Here is an 18,063-nt window from a genome sequence, read left to right as displayed (position 1 = left end):
TTAAATTACGCATCCTAACGTTATCGCAGAAAGGTGGAGTTCCATGCTCATTTTTCAATTAGCCATTATTTTATTTGCTTCCAAAATTGCCGGGGACATCAGCGTCAAGCTCGGGCAGCCGTCCGTGCTCGGCAAGCTCCTGATCGGAATCGTTCTGGGTCCAACCGTGCTGGGCGTCGTCACCAATACGGAGATGATTCAGGAGATCAGCCAAATCGGCGTCATCCTGCTTATGTTCATCGCGGGCCTGGAGACCGACACCGAGCAGTTCAAGAGCACGGGCAAAGCCTCGGGTTATGTCGGCGTGCTCGGTATTCTCGTCCCGTTTACACTCGGGTATGCGGCGGGTCTGGTTATCGACCTTCCGCCGATGCAATCGATCTTTCTTGGCCTGCTGCTATCGGCCACTAGCGTCAGCATCTCCGTTCAGGCACTGAAAGAAATGGGGAAAATGAAGTCCAGAGAGGGCACCACAATATTGGGGGCGGCCGTGATCGACGATATTCTCGTCATTATCGCATTAGCTTTCGTGATGAGCTTTGCGGGCGGTGATGTGAACCTGGGGATGGTCGTTCTCAAAAAAGTAATCTTCTTCGCCGTCGCGATCTTGCTGGCTTGGAAGGTGGTGCCTTGGGCGCTGAGCCGGTTCGCTCCGCTGCGGGTGACCGAAACCGTCATCTCGGCGGCTCTGATCATTTGTTTCGTCTATGCCTATATGGCGGAGTCGGCGGGCGTGGCCGGGATCATCGGTGCCTATATCGCCGGAGTCGCCATCAGCTTGACGAAATACAAGCATGAAGTATTCGAGAAGGTGGAGACGATCGGATATTCCATCTTCGTTCCGGTCTTCTTCACGTCGATCGGGGTGACGGCGGAATTTATCGGCATCGGCAGTCATATCGGATTGATCGTCGGATTGAGCGTGTTGGCGATATTGACCAAGCTGGTCGGATCGGCGATTGGAGCCAGGCTCGCAGGGTTTCAGTGGAGAAGCTCGCTTGGTATCGGCGCCGCGATGGTGTCGCGCGGGGAAGTGGCGCTGATCATTGCCGCGATGGGGCTCGATTCCGGCCTGTTAAGCACAGAGATGTTCGCGGTCATTGTCGTCGTCGTTCTCGTCACGACGCTGGTCACGCCGCCGATGATGAAGCTATTTTTCCGCGAGCGGCGACCTGCGGGGGAGCAGGATGCAGCGAAAGTGCACCAACGAATGTAAATAATCTCCTATAAATAACAAAAACGATTTTGATAAATAATGATAGTGAGACCGCGTACCCGCTGGTCGGTCCAGATGAAAAAGGAGTGAGTGCGTTGCCCGAGTGGATTCACATCGTGTTACGATCGCTTGCCGCGGTCGCTATCATTTTTCTATTAACCCGTATTCTCGGTAAAAAACAAATATCGGAGCTCAATTTCTTCGAATATATTGCCGGCATTACGCTCGGATCGTTGGCCGGGTTTATTTCAACGGAGCTGGAATCCCATTTCATGCACGGCGTGACGTCGATACTGATATGGTTCCTGATTCCATATTTGTTCGAATTTTTCACGCTGAAGAGCAAACGATTGCGCAGTTGGGTGGAGGGCGACGGTACGGTCTTTATCAAGGAAGGCAAAGTGCTCGAGGAGAACATGAAAAAAGAACGGTACTCCACCGACGAATTGCTGGAGCAGCTCCGCAAGAAGAACGTATTTAACGTCGCCGATGTCGAGTTTGCCGTACTGGAGGCGACCGGGGAGCTGAGTGTGCTGCTCAAAAAAGAAAACCAGCCGCTCACCCCCAAACATCTGGGCATCAAAATCGGACCGGAGCAGGAGACGCAAACGGTCATTATGGACGGCAGCATCATGGACGAGCCGCTCGCTACCCGCGGGTTGAGCCGGGAATGGCTGCAAACGGAGCTTGAGAAGATCGGCGTGACGATCGAAAATGTGTTTATCGGTCAAGTCGACACATACGCTCAGCTCTACGTAGACGTATACGACGATATGCTGCAGCTGCCGCAAGCATCCCAGAACGAGCTGCTGCTGGCGACGCTGAAGAAGTGCGAAGCGGACCTTGCTTTATACGGTTTGGCGACGGGGCAGGAGACCATGAAACGCATGTACGGGGAGCTTTCGAAGAAGACGGCGCAAATCGTGGAATCCGTCACGCCGCTGCTCCAGCGGTAACGGGCGTTCCGGTACGATACAGCACAGAAGAGGAGTAGGGGATCCAGTAAAGGCCGAAAAGGCTTGCTTGAGGATGCGCCTGGCACGTGCTGGCCGTATACTGCCCGGACCGCTAACGAACAGGCATTCTCTTGGCTGCCAAAAACAACAGCAGGATGATCCCCATGTATCCGAACAGCGGGTAAAGATAGGCCAGCAGCGAGGCGAAGCCGACTTGGCTGATCAGGAAGCCGGCCAGCAAAATGATCGGGACGAGCCAGCGGTTCGATAATCTGTGGCGGCTTTGGATTTGCCGGGCAATGCCGAATACGTTGCCGGTGATCGTCGTAAAGATTTCGCCGTAGATGACAAGCAGGAACAGGATGTGCATCCAAGGGCCGTAATCCCGGATGATCTCCGCCATCGGAATCTCGAAATGCCGAATATCCGGCATATGGTCATACATGGCATAGTGACTGATCAGCAGCATCGCCCCCAGCACCATTCCTCCCCAGAAGCCTCCCCACCGCAGCGCGCGGTCATTGCTTGCTACGCTGGCGATCGGTACCATAACCGCCTGTACGCAGGCAATGTTAAGCGCGACATAGGAGAACGGGGCTATCCATCCTTTGAGTCCGGGTCGCTCTTCTTCCAGCAAGCGGGTGAATTGAGGAAGCTCGCCCACATCGACGGCTTTGACCGCAACGAGCGCCATGAACAACAGCATCATCGGAACAACCAGCGAATTGACTGCCAGAATGCCTCTGATTTGCTTGGACATGACGAGGCAGCATAAGGCGATGCTCGAGATAATGCCCCATTGAGAAGGCAGGCCGAGCTGCTCCTCGAAGATGGAGCCGGTGCCGGAGAGCATAACTGAGGTGACGCCAAGCAATAGAACGAACGTCAGTCCGTTCGCGATTTTGCCGAAGGCGGGACCGAATAAATATACGTTCAGCTCCTGAAAGGAAAACGCCTGAATGCGGCGGGCCAGCACCATCAATTTCGTTCCGATCCAAATGAACAGCACCGTGCTAATGACAATCGCCAGTTCTCCCCAGACGCCGTAGACGGTAAAAAACTGCAATATCGACTGCCCGGATGCAAATCCGGCGCCTACGACAGTCCCGGCATAGGCTGCCGCGATTTGAAAAGTCAGCATGAACTGTTTCATCTTATAGCCTCCGGAGGAATAAGAATCATCCTACTCCACAATTGTATGTGAGACAGGCCCGTTTATTCCACGGTGGATCATATACAAAATGGAAGCCCTCGATGCGCCTTGCAGACCGTATCGGCGCAAGCCCGCGCTCGTTGAACGACAAGGCAAGCCTTACCTCTCAGGCACGGCAAAAAAAGAAGAAAGGGTAGGCTTCGGGCGAAGTCTATCCTTTCTTCTTTTACAACAGGCTTACGCTAGGGGGTGTGTTACTGCGGCTTCTTCGGGACAAGGCTGAAGATCTCCCCGGATTCCAGTGTGTCGATCAGCCGGTCCAGCCACAGGTAGTAGCCGATCGCTTGATCGATTTTTTCCATGTCCAGACCAATGTACGATTGGAGAAGCTCCTCTCCCGGATGCTCGTCGGCGAGCGTACGCAGCTCGGTCTGCGACTTTCGCAACGCTTGCAAATTCATCTCAACGGCTTTTCGCCATTTGATCGCAAAAAAATCAGTGAACGTCTGGTGCCAGTCGCGTTCCACCTCGTACTGATCTTTCCGAGACCCTTTTTCCCATACCTTATTGACCATATTGAGATCCAGGAGCGTACGAATGCCCGTGCTCATACTGGTTTTGCTCATCTCCATGGCCTCTCCCATTTCATCGAGCGTCATCGGTTTATTTTGAAAAAACATCAGTCCGTACAACAATCCGGTGGACAGCGTGATCCCATACAAATCCATATTTTTACCGATGGATTCAATGATTCGCTTACGCGCTTTTTGGATCGATTGCTCCGCTTCCGGCGTGATACCGCTTAATTCGTTTATCATTATTCCCGCTCCTCTGTCGGTGTCATGCATAGTCCAAGGTTATTGCATCCATAAAAAGCATAATCGCGTTTAGGCTCATTGTAAAAAACAATGCGGACAATGTAAAGGAACAGATCGGGCAGGAAAAGCGCGGAAATGGAGGGAAAAGCGGAGAATACAATCGTAAAGTTTTTTCTGTACAAACGAAATAAACTTTAAAAACGGTTGACACCATTTTTGTTGTTCCGTTAGACTTGTGTAAGGAGTTGGAAATGAATTGGAATGAGGTGTGAGTTTGGCGATTATCGAAGTAAAGCAGCTTACCAAAGTGTTCGGGAGCGAGCCGGAGCGGGCGCTGCCATTGCTGGATCAAGGCTGGGGCAAAGAACGAATATATAAGGAGCTCCGCTGCACGGTAGGGGTTAACCGCGTCCATTTTTCGATCGAGCCCGGAGAAATTTTTGTCATTATGGGGCTCTCCGGCAGCGGAAAGTCGACGCTAGTGCGTCTGCTGAACCGTCTGATCGAACCGACGCAAGGCAGCATCCTCGTCCACGGAAAAGATATCACACAAATGAGTCAGGAGCAGCTTCGTCGGGTGCGCCGGGAAACGATGAGCATGGTGTTTCAAAAGTTCGCGCTATTCCCGCATCGGACGGTTCTGGAGAACGTGGAATACGGTCTGGAGGTGCAGGGTGCAGCAAAGAAGGAGCGCCGGGATAAAGCACTCGCCGCGTTGCAGCTTGTGGAGCTTGAAGCTTGGGGAGAAAGCTATCCCGAGCAGCTTAGCGGCGGGATGCAGCAGCGCGTCGGCCTTGCGCGGGCACTGGCCAACGACCCGGACATTCTACTCATGGATGAAGCCTTCAGCGCGCTCGATCCGTTGATTCGCAAAGATATGCAGGATGAGCTTCTCAGCCTGCAGGAGAAGATGAAGAAGACGATCGTCTTCATTACACACGATCTGGACGAGGCACTGCGTATCGGTGACCGTATCGCACTGATGAAGGACGGCGTCGTCGTACAAATCGGAACGCCGGAAGAAATCATGATCAATCCCGCCAACGAATACGTGGAACGGTTTGTCGAGGATGTCGATTTGTCCAAAGTACTGAACGCCTCTCACGTGATGCGCAGGCCGGAGACGATTACGCCTGACCGCGGCCCCAGGGTCGCGCTGCAGCTCATGAGAGACGGAGGAATATCGAATTTGTTCGTTGTGGACCGAAGCAAGCGGCTGCTCGGCGTCATTACCGCGGACGACGCTTCCGCGGCAGCGAGAGAAGGAAGAACGCTGGAAAGCATCGTGGTAAAAGACCCCCCGACGGTTGCGCCTGACGTCCTTCTCCATGATTTGTTCGACGTGTGCGGCACGTCCAAGTATCCCGTTGCGGTCGTGAACGAGACGGGCCGCTTGTTGGGCGTCATTGTGCGCGGCGCGGTGCTTGGAGCCTTAGCCGGACATCCGCTTGCGAAGGAGGTGGAGCCGGATGATCCCGAAGCTTCCATTAGCTGATTGGGTCGAGCGTTTGGTCGACGGTCTTGAAAGCCGGCTGTCGGTTCTGTTCGATATCATCTCGACGGTGATTGAAGGCATTGTCAACCTGTTCTCGGCCATCTTTCACTTGCCGCCGGCCCTTCTCCTGATCGTGATTTTATCGGCGATCGCCTTCTGGTTTGCGCGCTGGCCGCTTGCTTTGTTCACGTTCGTCGGGCTTTTGCTTATCGACAACTTGGGGTATTGGGAACATACGATGGATACGCTCGCGCTCGTGATGACCTCAGCGATTATTTCCATTGCGCTCGGCGTGCCGCTTGGCATTATATGCGCAAGAGACAATCGGGCGCAGAGCGTATTGGTGCCGCTGCTCGATTTCATGCAGACGATGCCGGCCTTCGTGTATTTGATTCCCGCGGTCACCTTCTTCGGGCTCGGCGTCGTGCCGGGTGTGATCGCTTCCGTAATCTTCGCCGTTCCGCCTACGATTCGGCTGACGAATCTGGGCATTCGCCAAGTGCCTGCGGATTTGGTTGAGGCGGCTGATGCCTTCGGCTCCACGCCGGGGCAAAAGCTGTTCAAGGTGCAGCTGCCGCAGGCGGTGCCGTCCATTATGGCCGGGATCAACCAGACGATCATGCTTGCCCTGTCGATGGTCGTCATCGCTTCGATGATCGGAGCGCAGGGCATCGGCGCCGATGTGTACCGCGCCGTGACGCAGATCAAGACGGGCCAAGGCTTCGAAGCCGGCTTGTCGATCGTCATACTGGCGATCATGCTGGACCGGCTGACGCAGCATTTTATCAAAAGAAAAAAGCGAAAAGGGGAATAGCGAAATGAACAAATGGATCAAAGGACTTATGATTGTCGGAATTTCAAGTATCGTGGCGTTAACGGGGTGCGCCAAAGACGCGCCGTCTTCTGGGTCGGCGACCGTAGGCGATCAGGTGAAGCACGAAATCATCGGTATCGATCCGGGGGCGGGCATCATGAAATCGACGGAAAAGGCGCTGAAGGATTACGAACTAAAGGACTGGAAGCTGGTGGAGGGCTCCGGCGCTGCAATGACCGCCGCGCTGGACAAAGCGTACAAAAATAAAAAGCCGATTATCATTACGGGCTGGACGCCGCACTGGATGTTCGCCAAGTACGACCTGAAATATTTGAAGGACCCGAAAGGCGTATACGGAGGGGACGAGCAAATCCATACCGTGGTCCGACAAGGTCTCAAGGCGGACCATCCTTCCGCGTACAGCTTTCTGGATCGGTTTGAATGGACGCCGGAGGATATGGCCAAGGTCATGGTAGCCATTCAGGACGGGAAAAAGCCGGAGGAGGCTGCTGCCGAATGGGTTAAAGGCAATGCGGCTAAAGTCGATGCTTGGGTGAAAGATATTGCCAAAGCAGACGGCAAGAAGCTGAAGCTGGCCTATGTGGCGTGGGACTCAGAAATCGCCAGCACGAATGTCGTCAAGCAGGTGCTGACCGACAGACTGGGATATACCGTCGATTTGCTGCAGGTGGAAGCGGGGCCGATGTGGGCCGGCATTTCCGGCGGAGATGCCGATGCGATTGTAGCGGCTTGGCTGCCGACCACCCATAAGGATTATTATGATAAGTTCAAAGGTAAATTCGAAGATCTCGGTCCGAACTTGAACGGCACCAAAACCGGTCTCGTCGTTCCAGCGTATATGGAGATTGAGTCGATCGAAGACTTAAAGACAAAATAAGAAGGCGACGGAACACTGCCCGGATGAATTGGCCGGGGGTGTTCTTCTTTATTTGAAAGTCATCACAAGCTGTTTCATTTCATAGCCCCGGGGGGAATAAGAATCAATCTGCTTTACAAGCGTAAGTGTGACGGGCCGTCAACAAAAGTCCAAAAAAATGTAACGAATGAACGGAATGGATAATCATATGGCAGTGGAATCCTACACATAGGAGCGTAGAAGCGAGGACTTTCTTTTTGACCCGGCTGCTGCTCCATTAGGAGAGGAATCGAGGCGGTGCTTCTTTTTTCGGTGTGCTTTATGGCTTGGTTTCGGAGGTTGTTGAGAAAGCAAGCTAGCCGATGATCCTCCATACGTTGAATATTTTCTTTTTTCATCTCATACAACATTTGCTGCGGCATGGCAACCAAGGAGGTCCTTCGTGCTAAATATTTTGCTGAGCATCTTCGCCATTCAAATCGTATATGTCTCCTGTTTTACGCTGAGGATGATCTTGACGCTCAAAGGGAAAAAGTATTTCGCTGCCGCGATCAGCATCGCTGAAATTACGATATACGTCCTTGGGCTTAACATGGTGCTGCAATATTTGAAGCAGCCGCTCAGCTTGGCCGTTTATGCGTTAGGCTACGGCCTCGGCGTATTGGTGGGCTCCTGGATCGAGGAGAAGCTGGCGCTCGGCTACGTAACGCTGAAGGTCATTACGAACGAGGTCGGCAGCAATATGGCGAACGACCTGCGCAAGCAGGGCTACGGCGTGACTTCGTGGATCGGATACGGAAGGGATGGCGAACGTCTTGTGCTGGAAGTGCTGGCCAAGCGAAAAAACGAGCAATATTTGTACAAATCGATTTTGGCGATCGACCCAAAAGCATTTGTAGTCACACTGGAACCGAAGCAGCTGCACGGCGGTTTTTGGACCCATACGATTCGCAAGTAGACCGGAATAGGGAGCATATCCGTCCATACGGGAGGATTTGTACTGAAATGCGGCGTATACGTCCAGATAGACGGGATGATCCCAATTTACGGTAAAATACGGGGGGATGTTATGTTTTATCCCTTTCCCGCCAGTGTGTTATGATATTCATCATAGAATTAAATTAATCGCAAAATAAAATTCATCATAAAATTATTCATTGCATCGTCCATGCCAAAGCCTACACTGAGCAACGGAGAGAAGAACAACAATGGAAGGCGTTAAGAATCTGTATTCGGAGCAATGGATTGAACCATTTACGCACTACCTTAGAGAGAAAGGCAAGGAGGAAAGTACCGTCAAGCTGTATGCGGCAGAGATCGCGCACTTTCTCCACTGGCTGCAGCGTTCGGACAAATCGCTGGTCTCGGTTGTGCAGGAAGATATTTTTGCCAGCCGGGATGAGCTGTATTTGCAAGGCAAGCGTCTTTCGACGATCAACAAATACGTGTCGATTCTCGCTTCATTTTTTAAATGGGCGGAGGGGCAAGGGATGGTCAAAAGCAATCCGGCCGCCAGCGCCAGGTATTATACGCCGAAGAAAAACGAGCTGCCCCGCTGGCTCAACTCGGAAGAAGAGACGCGGCTGCTCGCGCTTGCCGGGCAGGAGAAAAATCCGTTCAAGCGCAGCCGTAATGTAGCGCTGCTGTACGTTCTGCTCTATGCGGGGCTGCGGCTGGACGAAGTGTCGGAGCTGCGCGTCTCCTCCGTGCTGCCGGGAGAGCTGGTCGTATACGACAGAGGGACCGAGCTGCGTCGGGTTCCGCTCGATGCCAAGACGCAAGCCGTTCTGGGTGAATGGATCGAGCAGCGGGCGCTGGCCGGCAAAGAATGCTATAAAACGAGCGACTTTCTGTTCGTCACCGAACGTTCGGGCAGCATGCAGCCGCGCGCCGTCCAGTTCGTCGTCGAAGGGTACGCCGAGAAGCTCGGGTTCGAGATCAGCTGTCACGATTTGCGGAATACGTTTTGCCGCCGGCTGGCCGAACAGGGCGCCCCGATTATGATGATGAAGCGGTGGGCGGGTCATAAGTCGTTTTTAACCTCGTATCAGTATTATTCCGGACTGCAGTAAATTCCATAAAGGGAAGTGATAACAGAACAACCACTCGTGTGCAAGATTTCAAAATCCCATTCAGGAAGAAAGGTGAGTGTTCCTCATGATTCAGATGACGGGGGTTAACAAAGTCTATGACGATGGTTTCAAGGCTTTGAGCGACGTGAACCTGGAATTGAAGAAAGGCGAAATTACGGTATTGATCGGACCGAGCGGATGCGGCAAGTCGACGACGATGAAGCTGATCAATCGTCTGATTGAGCCGACGGACGGAACGATCCGTATTGAAGGCCGGAGCACGCAGGAATGGAATCCGGTCGATCTCCGCAGAAAAATCGGTTATGTCATCCAAAACATCGGTTTATTCCCCCACATGACGATAGCGAAAAACGTAGCTGTCGTTCCCTCGTTGTTAAAATGGGAAAAGTCCCGCATCGAAGCCCGCATCGATGAGCTGTTGAACCTGGTCGGCATGTCGCCGGACGTCTTCCGCAACCGGTATCCTTCGGAGCTGAGCGGCGGACAGCAGCAGCGCATCGGCGTCATCCGGGCGATGGCGGCCGATCCCGACATTATCCTCATGGATGAGCCGTTCAGCGCGCTCGACCCGATCAGTCGGGAGCAGCTGCAGGATGAGCTGATTCGTCTTCAGCAGGAATTGAAAAAAACGATCGTGTTCGTCACGCATGATATGGACGAAGCGATCCGCATCGCCGACACGATCGTCATCATGAAGGACGGCAGCGTCGTGCAGAAAGGGAAGCCTGAGCAAATTTTGCGGCATCCCGCAAACGATTTCGTCAAAAGCTTCATCGGCCAAAAACGGCTGCAATCCAGCGTCGTGGCCGAGGATATGCCGCGCGTGGACGATGTAATGGTCGAAAGCCCGGGTACCGCGCTTCCGACGCGGGGATTGGCCGAAGCGATCCAGATGATGGAGAAGCGCCGCGTCGATTCGCTGTACATCGTCGATTCGCAGGGCATCCTGAAGGGCGCCGTCTCGATTTATCAAGTGCTGGATCAGTACGGCGGGGAAGAAAAGACGGTCGCCGACGTCATGAGACCGGTGGAGCATACCGTCCCGACGGGCACGCCGCTCATCTTGGCGCTGCAGCTCATGGATAAGCATCAGCTCGCCAATATTCCGGTATTGGGCGAAGGTCAGCGGTTCAAGGGATTGATTACAAGAGGCAGCGTCGTGCGTCATATGGCGGATTTGTATACTTCCGTAAGCACGGGGGGTGCCGCAGATGTCGGATAAATCGTGGTGGAGCGACCTCGCGGCTTTTGCGACACAGCGAATGCCCGATTTGTGGGCTGCGACGGTGGAACATTTGTGGATTTCGGCGCTGGCCGTTGTCCTCGGCTGTCTCGTCGCGATCCCTGTAGGTATTTTGCTGGCTAACAGCAGCAACCGGTTCTTGAAATCGTTCACGTTCGGGGTCGCGAATTTGTTCCAGACGATCCCGAGCCTGGCATTGCTGGCGCTGCTCATTCCGCTGATGGGCATCGGCATGAAGCCGGCGATCTTCGCGCTGTTCCTGTATGCGCTGCTGCCTTTGCTGCGCAATACGTATGCCGGCATGGAATCGGCCGACCGCAGTATTCTGGAGGCGGCCAAGGGGATGGGCTACGGACCGCTGCAGCGGATCGTCTTCATTCAGCTGCCGATTGCGCTGCCTTACATTATCTCCGGCATTCGCGTCACGACCGTGTACATTATTAGCTGGACGACGCTCGCTTCCTTGATCGGGGGCGGAGGCTTGGGGGTATTGATTTTCTCCGGCCTGGGTGTCAATAAGGACGAACTGATTATTATGGGCGCGCTCGCGGCGATCGTGCTGGCGCTGCTGGCCGATTATGTGCTCGGCCTCGTGGAGAAGCGGAGCATGCGCAAGAAACCGATGGCGGCAGCTTCCAAGCCGATCTCGACTTCGGCGGCGGCGTAATGCTGCTTTCGGCCAAGGCACAAGCCATGGCTGACAGCTTCATCATACATGTTATACAAAATCGGTATTACCAGGAGGAGTACATGAGAAAAAGAAAATGGGGTACGTCAGCATTATTGTTGATATTGTCGGTTGTTGTGTTGTTATCGGGCTGCGGAAGCGGCGATAAAATTACGATCGGGGCGCAAACGTATACCGAGCCCAAAATTTTAGCGCAAATGTACAAAGCGCTGATCGAGGACCGCTCGAAGGTGAAGGTAGACGTGAAGGCCGATCTGGCGGCGAGTCCCGTCGTCATTAAAGCGATGAAGAATAAAGAAATCGATTTGGCCACCTTATATACCGGCGAAATATTCAACGGATATTTCGATATCGAGCAGACGAAAGACCGTGCCAAAGTACTGCAGCAAGCCAAAGAAGGCTTTAACAAAACATTCGACTTCGAATGGTTCGATCCGTTCGGCTTCGAAAATACGTACGCATTTACCGTCCGCAAAGATTTGGCGGACCAGTACAAACTTGAGAAAATCTCCGATCTGGCAGACAAGGCCAAAGACATGAAGATCGGCGTCGATACGACTTGGCTGGAGCGGGACAACGACGGCTATAAAGCTTTTTCCAAGCATTATGGCTTATCCTTTGGGCAAACCCTTCCGATGGAAATCGGATTAGTATATGAAGCGGTGGCGAACAAGAAAGTCGATATCGTGCTTGCTTACTCCACTGATGCTCGCATCAAGCAATTTGAATTGAAAACGCTCGTCGACGATAAGCAGTTTTTCCCTCCGTACGACGCTTCGGCCGTAGCGAGAAAAGAAATACTGCAGAAGTATCCGGAAGTCGGCGAGGCGCTCAAGCAGCTGGTGGGCAAGATCGATGTTGAAACGATGGTAGGATTGAATTATGAGGTAGACGTCAAGAAACGCAGCGAGAAGGAAGTCGCTGTCGAGTTTCTGAAGAAGCAAGGCTTGCTCAAATAAGAACCGAGGTGATGCAGGATGGATTCGACCCCGAACATCGGTGTGCAGCTATACAATTACGTAACCGGACATACAGAGGAGCTGCTCGAGCTGACGATGCAGCATATCGCAATGGTGCTGTGCGGACTCGGTCTGGCGCTGGTCGTCGGCATCCCTCTCGGCATTATTAGCGCGAAGTATAAGAAATGGGGCGCCTTCATCTTACAGGCGGCCAATGTAATTCAGGTATTTCCGAGTCTGGCGCTTCTGGCCATCCTCATGATTGTATTCGGACTCGGCTTTTATACCGTCGTCATCGGGCTGTTCTTATACTCGCTGCTGCCGATCATCCGCAATACGTATGTGGGGCTGACGCAAGTCGACCGCAGCGTAACGGACGCCGGCGTCGGCATGGGGATGAGCGCCGTGCAGCTGCTGTGGCGCGTACAGATGCCGCTGTCGGTTCCGTTTCTGTTGGCCGGCCTGCGGGTGGCTGCCGTTATCGCGATCGGCGTCGCCACGATGGCGCCGCTGATCGGCGGCGACGGCCTCGGCCGGGAAATTTACGCCGGTATTAACCTGCGTAATCCGGTGCGGATCTACGCCGGAGCAATTCCTGCCGCGCTGCTGGCCATCATGGCGGATATGGCGCTCGGCCGCTTGCAGAAGAAACGGAACACCGTTTCCGGCGTATAGGAGCGCAGGAAACATATGATTTGCCGCAGCCTAAACGGCCGCCAAGAAGAGCCTATCCCCGCAATCGCGGCGGTAGGCTCTTCTCTCGTTTCTATGCGCAGTGGGCGGCCAAATTTCATGCACATAGCAGTTCTCCTCTTACCTTGTTATCGCGACCGACATCGTGGCGCTTGGCTCCTCAGCACAGCGGCTGTATTCATCATTCCACGAAAACCAGCGTCATACTTCGCGGGAAGACCGCAATATTTTGCGTTGTGATCGTCATTATTTGCGGGCTGCCTATTGTTCCGCCGTGATAAGATGGCTGCAGATGAAAGACACCTCGCAATGGCGAAGCGGATGACAGAGGCTGAAACGGCCGCTGCGGCAGCAAAGCGGGGAAAATTGGAACAGAGGAGAATCAAGTATGAAGTTATTATTGCGCGTCGTTGTCTATGCCACGACGTTCGTCATCCTGTTCGGCGGGATCGGTGCGTGGGGGTACATTCGCTCCAATCATGCGTACTGGCTTCCCACTCGGCAAACGCCAATGCCTGCTTTACAAGACGTGAGCATCCCTGCGCATCATCCTCGGAAGCCTACGGTCGCGGTCCTACTATCCAACCCGACGACGGAGGTATTCGATTTTATGGTTCCGTATGAAATGTTCGCGATGACGGGGGCTTATAATGTCTACGCAGTCGCCCCGGACAAGAACGTGAAAACACTCTCCGGCGGTTTGGATCTGATGCCGCACTATTCTTTGGACGAACTGGATCGATTGTTAGGGAAAAGTCCCGACCTCATTGTGATCCCGGCCATGCCGATGGGGGACGAAGCCAAGTATAAGCCCATCCGGGAATGGATTCAGAAACATTCGGACGCGAAGCTGTTAAGCATTTGCGCTGGGGGATTGAATCTGGCCGATACCGGTTTACTAAAAGGCAAAGAGGCAGTCACCGATTGGAAAAGCTTTGACTATCACGAAATCGATAAATATCCTGAAACGAAATGGAAAAGAGATGTGCGCTATGTCGCGGACGGGAACATCGTTTCTTCCGCTGCGCTCACCTCAGGCATCGATGCCGTCCTCTATGTGATCTCACAGCAATTAGGGGAGCCTATGGCGGAGAACATAGCGAAAGAAATGAATTATCCTTCCTATCATTTTGTAAACGATCCGAAGATTGACCCTTATCATGTAGATCGAACCGAATGGATATTTACGTTGAACCAAGCACTCCAATGGAGCAAAAAAAGCGCAGGGGTATTGTTGTATGACGGGATGGACGACGGGGCGCTTGCTTCGATATTCGATACGTATGCCGCTTCCGGAACGACCAAAGTATATACCGTCTCGGACGCCAAGCAGCCGATCGTAACGAAGCATCACCTGAACCTTGTCACCCGATACCAAATGTCGAATGCTCCGAAGCTGGATCGCATGTTCGTTCCGGGGGTGAAGGCGGAGTCTTTAGCTGCGGAACATGTTAAACAGTGGATTGAAAAGGGGAATAACGCGGCGCCTGAGTTCATTCACAGCGGTTCGGCGGACCGATTTATGTTTGACGCTCCGCTTGAGGATTTATCCAGTCAAGAGGATGTCCTGACCGCAAAGTATGGCGCTAAGCGACTGGAATACCGCGCGGCCGATCTTCAATTCCATGGCAAACCGTTTTCCTATGAAAGTTTCGGTCTACCTGTCTTGATTAGTTTGGCAGCAGGGCTGGCTGCCTTCTATATCGACAGACGGTTCATTCGTAAAGTGAGGAGCGGCTGTCATCCAGCAGCAAGGCGCCTGTAAGAGGAATAGTGTCCTCATGTTTTTCACCGCATGATCACTGCGGTCACCGTATGCATAAACGCCGGGACAGGGCGGTAATATAAAGGTATCACTGCAATTATTTTTACCGTTGACATACTCACCGGGGGTATTGTATATTAAGTGCAAGAGGTGATCATGCGATGGACATTACAAATGATGTGGAGAAGGAATGCTGCCATGCCGAGGAGGAGCGCAAGAGCCACCACTCGGATAAGATGAAGTCGAATCTCGTCTCCCGGCTGAACCGGATCGAAGGCCAGATCAGGGGCGTCAAGGGAATGATTGAGAAGGATACGTATTGCGACGACGTTCTGAATCAAATCGCGGCGATCCAATCCGCATTGAATAGCGTCGGGAAGCTGCTTCTCGAAGGCCATATGAAGAGCTGCGTTATCGACCGGATTCAATCCGGCGATCGCGAGGTTATTGACGAGCTGCTGATCACTGTAAATAAATTAATGAAATAATACAATTCATAGGAGGTTATCATGATGCAAAATGCGAAGCTGCAAGTCGAAGGAATGTCGTGCGGACATTGCGTGAACTCGATTGAAGGGGCCGTGAAGCAGATCGGCGCATCGGCCCAAGTCGATTTGGCCGGCAAATCGGTAACGGTGCAGTACGACGAGTCAAAAGTAACGCTCGAAGCGATCAAAGCGGCGATAGAAGACCAAGGGTACGATATCGTTTGATCCGCTTCTTCTGTCCTGTGAGCAAGCAGGGAAGATCAACCGGAGCCACCTGTGTGGCTCCATTATTTCGCACATAATTATACCCTACAGGGGTACCTTATATAGAGGGTGATATCCAATGAGTACAGCACAGTCCAAAGAAAGCGAGCAAGCAACGCTGCAAATTACCGGCATGACCTGCGCCGCTTGCGCCAACCGGATCGAGAAGGGCTTGAAGAAAATATCCGGCGTATCGGAAGCCAATGTCAACTTTGCGCTCGAAAGAGCCTCCGTCACGTTCGATCCGCAGCAGGTCGATATCGCACAAATGGAGCAAAGCATCGCGAAGCTCGGCTACGGTACGGTGAAGGAGGCCGTCGAGCTGCGGTTAACCGGGATGACCTGCGCAGCTTGCGCGGCGCGAATCGAGAAGGGCTTGAACAAGCTGCCGGGCGTGTCCAAAGCTTCCGTCAACTTCGCTTTGGAGACGGCGCATGTCGAATACAACTCGGCGCAAGTATCGATCGGCGATATGCAGCGCAAAGTGGAACAGCTCGGTTACAAGGCGTTCGTCAAGGAAGAGCTGGAGGATGCGTCCGGGCACCGCGAGCAAGAGATCGCCCGGCAAAAACGGAAGTTTATCGCCTCCGCCATCTTGTCCTTGCCGCTGCTGTGGGCGATGGTGACGCACTTCTCGTTCACGTCGTGGATCTGGATGCCGGAGCTGTTCATGAATCCGTGGTTTCAGCTTGCGCTGGCCACGCCGGTTCAATTCTACATCGGCCGGCACTTCTACATTGGCGCGTACAAGGCGCTGCGCAACAAAAGCGCGAACATGGACGTACTCGTATCCTTGGGAACATCGGCCGCCTATTTCTACAGCTTATACTTGACCGTGGAATGGGCCCGCCAAGGGGCGAGCGTACATCATGGCCCCGAACTGTACTATGAAACAAGCGCCGTGCTGATCACGCTCGTGCTGCTCGGCAAGCTGTTCGAGGGGCTGGCCAAAGGCCGCACCTCGGAAGCGATCAAAACGTTAATGGGGCTGCAAGCGAAGACGGCGCTCGTCATTCGCGGCGGCCAGGAAATGAGCATTCCCGTCGAAGACGTCATCGTGCACGATATCGTCATCGTCAAGCCGGGAGAGAAGGTGCCGGTGGACGGCGAAGTCGTCGAAGGGACCTCTTCCGTAGACGAGTCGATGCTGACCGGGGAAAGCCTCCCGGTTGGGAAACAAGCGGGCGACAGCGTGATCGGCGCCACGATCAACAAGAATGGACTCCTCAAGATCAAGGCGACCCGGGTCGGCAAAGAAACGGCGCTTGCCCAAATCATTAAGGTCGTCGAGGAGGCGCAAGGCTCCAAAGCTCCGATCCAGCGTGTAGCGGACGTCATCTCCGGTATCTTCGTGCCGATCGTTGTAGGGATCGCTGTTGCCGCATTCCTTGTATGGTACTTCTTCGTCACCTCGGGCGATTTCGCCGAAGCGCTGGAGAAGGCGATTGCGATACTTGTTATCGCTTGCCCGTGCGCTCTGGGACTCGCGACGCCGACGTCCATTATGGCCGGGTCGGGCCGCGCCGCGGAGCTTGGTGTGCTATTTAAAGGCGGGGAACACCTGGAGGCGACGCACCGGATCGACACGATCATTCTCGACAAGACCGGCACGGTGACCAAAGGCAAACCGGAGCTGACAGACGTGCTGCCGGTCGGTATTGACGAACCGTCATTCTTGAGATGGGTCGGGGCCGCCGAGAAAAGCTCGGAGCATCCGCTTGCGGAGGCGATTGTGGCCGGCATTGCAGCCAAAGGCGTCGAGCTGCCTGCGGCGGAATCGTTCGAAGCGATTCCCGGCTTCGGTATCCGGGCCGTCGTGGAAGGTAAAGAGGTGCTCGCCGGCACCAGAAGGCTGATGGCCGAGTACAGCATCGATGCAAGCGACGCCCTGGAGACGATGGCGGAGCTGGAGCAATCGGGCAAAACAGCGATGCTGATCGCCGTAGACCGCAAGTTCGCCGGCCTTGTCGCCGTCGCCGATACGATCAAAGAAACGTCGCAGGCCGCAGTGGCGCGGCTGAAAGACATGGGCATCGAAGTGATCATGATTACCGGCGATAACGAGCGCACGGCCCGGGCGATCGCCGCGCAAGCTGGCATCGATCACGTGCTGGCGGAAGTGCTGCCGGAAGGCAAAGCCGAGGAAGTGAAGAAGCTGCAGGCCGAAGGGAAGAAGGTCGCCATGGTCGGAGATGGCATCAACGATGCGCCGGCCTTGGCGATGGCCGACATCGGTATGGCGATCGGCACCGGTACGGACGTGGCGATGGAGGCCGCGGACGTGACGCTGATGCGGGGCGATTTGAGCAGCATCCCGGATGCGATTCAGATGAGCCGGAAGACGATGACGAATATTCGCCAAAACTTGTTTTGGGCGTTGGCTTACAATACGATCGGCATCCCGGTGGCGGCGATTGGCCTGCTGGCTCCTTGGGTGGCCGGGGCGGCTATGGCGTTAAGCTCCGTGTCGGTCGTGCTCAACGCGCTGCGTCTGCAAAGAACGAAAGTATAACTGCTCGTCATGGAGCAAGGAGAGGAGCC

Annotated in this window: 17 protein-coding genes; 15 read left to right on the top strand and 2 right to left on the bottom strand. The window is 54.0% G+C overall.

Annotation, left to right across the window (positions count from 1 at the left end):
* The first annotated feature begins 43 nt into the window (after positions 1-43).
* Together KXG62_RS29695 and KXG62_RS29690 are read left to right on the top strand one after the other, a co-directional pair.
* Positions 44-1,216, top strand: coding sequence for a cation:proton antiporter (locus tag KXG62_RS29695; RefSeq protein WP_218095635.1), 1,173 nt, complete (start codon positions 44-46; stop codon positions 1,214-1,216).
* 95 nt (positions 1,217-1,311) lie between these two features.
* Positions 1,312-2,172, top strand: a complete 861-nt coding sequence (locus KXG62_RS29690) for a DUF421 domain-containing protein (RefSeq protein WP_218095634.1) — start codon at positions 1,312-1,314, stop codon at positions 2,170-2,172.
* A gap of 112 nt (positions 2,173-2,284) precedes the next feature.
* On the opposite strand, the gene KXG62_RS29685 is transcribed toward KXG62_RS29690, so the two are convergent.
* Positions 2,285-3,325 (bottom strand): YkvI family membrane protein, encoded by a 1,041-nt coding sequence (locus KXG62_RS29685; protein ID WP_218095633.1) that lies wholly within the window; start codon positions 3,323-3,325, stop codon positions 2,285-2,287.
* Between the two features lie 254 nt (positions 3,326-3,579).
* Positions 3,580-4,143, bottom strand: coding sequence for a GbsR/MarR family transcriptional regulator (locus KXG62_RS29680; protein ID WP_218095632.1), 564 nt, complete (start codon positions 4,141-4,143; stop codon positions 3,580-3,582).
* A gap of 274 nt (positions 4,144-4,417) precedes the next feature.
* On the opposite strand from KXG62_RS29680, the gene KXG62_RS29675 reads away from it, so the two are divergent.
* From KXG62_RS29675 to KXG62_RS29615, 13 genes are all read left to right on the top strand, one after another.
* Positions 4,418-5,638 carry a quaternary amine ABC transporter ATP-binding protein gene (locus KXG62_RS29675; RefSeq protein ID WP_218095631.1) on the top strand — a complete coding sequence of 407 codons (1,221 nt, stop codon included), beginning with the start codon at positions 4,418-4,420 and terminating at the stop codon, positions 5,636-5,638.
* A complete protein-coding gene (locus tag KXG62_RS29670; RefSeq protein WP_218095630.1) occupies positions 5,613-6,452 on the top strand; it encodes an ABC transporter permease in 840 nt (279 codons plus the stop codon). The genes KXG62_RS29675 and KXG62_RS29670 overlap by 26 nt, the downstream gene beginning before the upstream one ends.
* Before the next feature lie 4 nt (positions 6,453-6,456).
* Positions 6,457-7,350: a glycine betaine ABC transporter substrate-binding protein gene (locus KXG62_RS29665; protein ID WP_218095629.1), complete on the top strand. Its 894-nt coding sequence runs from the start codon at positions 6,457-6,459 to the stop codon at positions 7,348-7,350.
* A gap of 421 nt (positions 7,351-7,771) precedes the next feature.
* On the top strand, positions 7,772-8,287 hold the full coding sequence (locus tag KXG62_RS29660; protein ID WP_218095628.1) for a DUF2179 domain-containing protein: 516 nt from the start codon (positions 7,772-7,774) through the stop codon (positions 8,285-8,287).
* A gap of 250 nt (positions 8,288-8,537) precedes the next feature.
* On the top strand, positions 8,538-9,401 hold the full coding sequence (locus KXG62_RS29655) for a tyrosine-type recombinase/integrase (RefSeq protein ID WP_218095627.1): 864 nt from the start codon (positions 8,538-8,540) through the stop codon (positions 9,399-9,401).
* Positions 9,402-9,486: 85 nt separating this feature from the next.
* Complete coding sequence (locus KXG62_RS29650) at positions 9,487-10,644, top strand: betaine/proline/choline family ABC transporter ATP-binding protein (protein WP_218095626.1); 1,158 nt, start codon at positions 9,487-9,489, stop codon at positions 10,642-10,644.
* Complete coding sequence (locus KXG62_RS29645) at positions 10,634-11,332, top strand: ABC transporter permease (RefSeq protein WP_218095625.1); 699 nt, start codon at positions 10,634-10,636, stop codon at positions 11,330-11,332. Before KXG62_RS29650 ends, KXG62_RS29645 begins: the two co-directional genes overlap by 11 nt.
* Before the next feature lie 83 nt (positions 11,333-11,415).
* Positions 11,416-12,312 carry a glycine betaine ABC transporter substrate-binding protein gene (locus tag KXG62_RS29640; protein ID WP_218095624.1) on the top strand — a complete coding sequence of 299 codons (897 nt, stop codon included), beginning with the start codon at positions 11,416-11,418 and terminating at the stop codon, positions 12,310-12,312.
* A gap of 18 nt (positions 12,313-12,330) precedes the next feature.
* On the top strand, positions 12,331-12,987 hold the full coding sequence (locus KXG62_RS29635) for an ABC transporter permease (protein WP_218095623.1): 657 nt from the start codon (positions 12,331-12,333) through the stop codon (positions 12,985-12,987).
* 406 nt (positions 12,988-13,393) lie between these two features.
* A complete protein-coding gene (locus KXG62_RS29630) occupies positions 13,394-14,770 on the top strand; it encodes a DJ-1/PfpI family protein (RefSeq protein ID WP_218095622.1) in 1,377 nt (458 codons plus the stop codon).
* 161 nt (positions 14,771-14,931) lie between these two features.
* The gene (locus KXG62_RS29625) at positions 14,932-15,258 is read left to right on the top strand and encodes a metal-sensitive transcriptional regulator (protein ID WP_218095621.1); all 327 of its coding nucleotides are present in this window, start codon (positions 14,932-14,934) and stop codon (positions 15,256-15,258) included.
* Between the two features lie 24 nt (positions 15,259-15,282).
* On the top strand, positions 15,283-15,483 hold the full coding sequence (locus KXG62_RS29620) for a copper ion binding protein (protein WP_218095643.1): 201 nt from the start codon (positions 15,283-15,285) through the stop codon (positions 15,481-15,483).
* 118 nt (positions 15,484-15,601) lie between these two features.
* On the top strand, positions 15,602-18,034 hold the full coding sequence (locus KXG62_RS29615) for a heavy metal translocating P-type ATPase (protein WP_218095620.1): 2,433 nt from the start codon (positions 15,602-15,604) through the stop codon (positions 18,032-18,034).
* The last annotated feature ends 29 nt before the right edge of the window (positions 18,035-18,063 follow it).

Origin of the sequence: Paenibacillus solanacearum (assembly GCF_910593845.1) — a bacterium.
Lineage (GTDB): Bacteria > Bacillota > Bacilli > Paenibacillales > NBRC-103111 > Paenibacillus_G > Paenibacillus_G solanacearum.
Note: the sequence above shows the minus strand (reverse complement) of the source record. Positions and strands in the feature narration are given on the sequence as shown.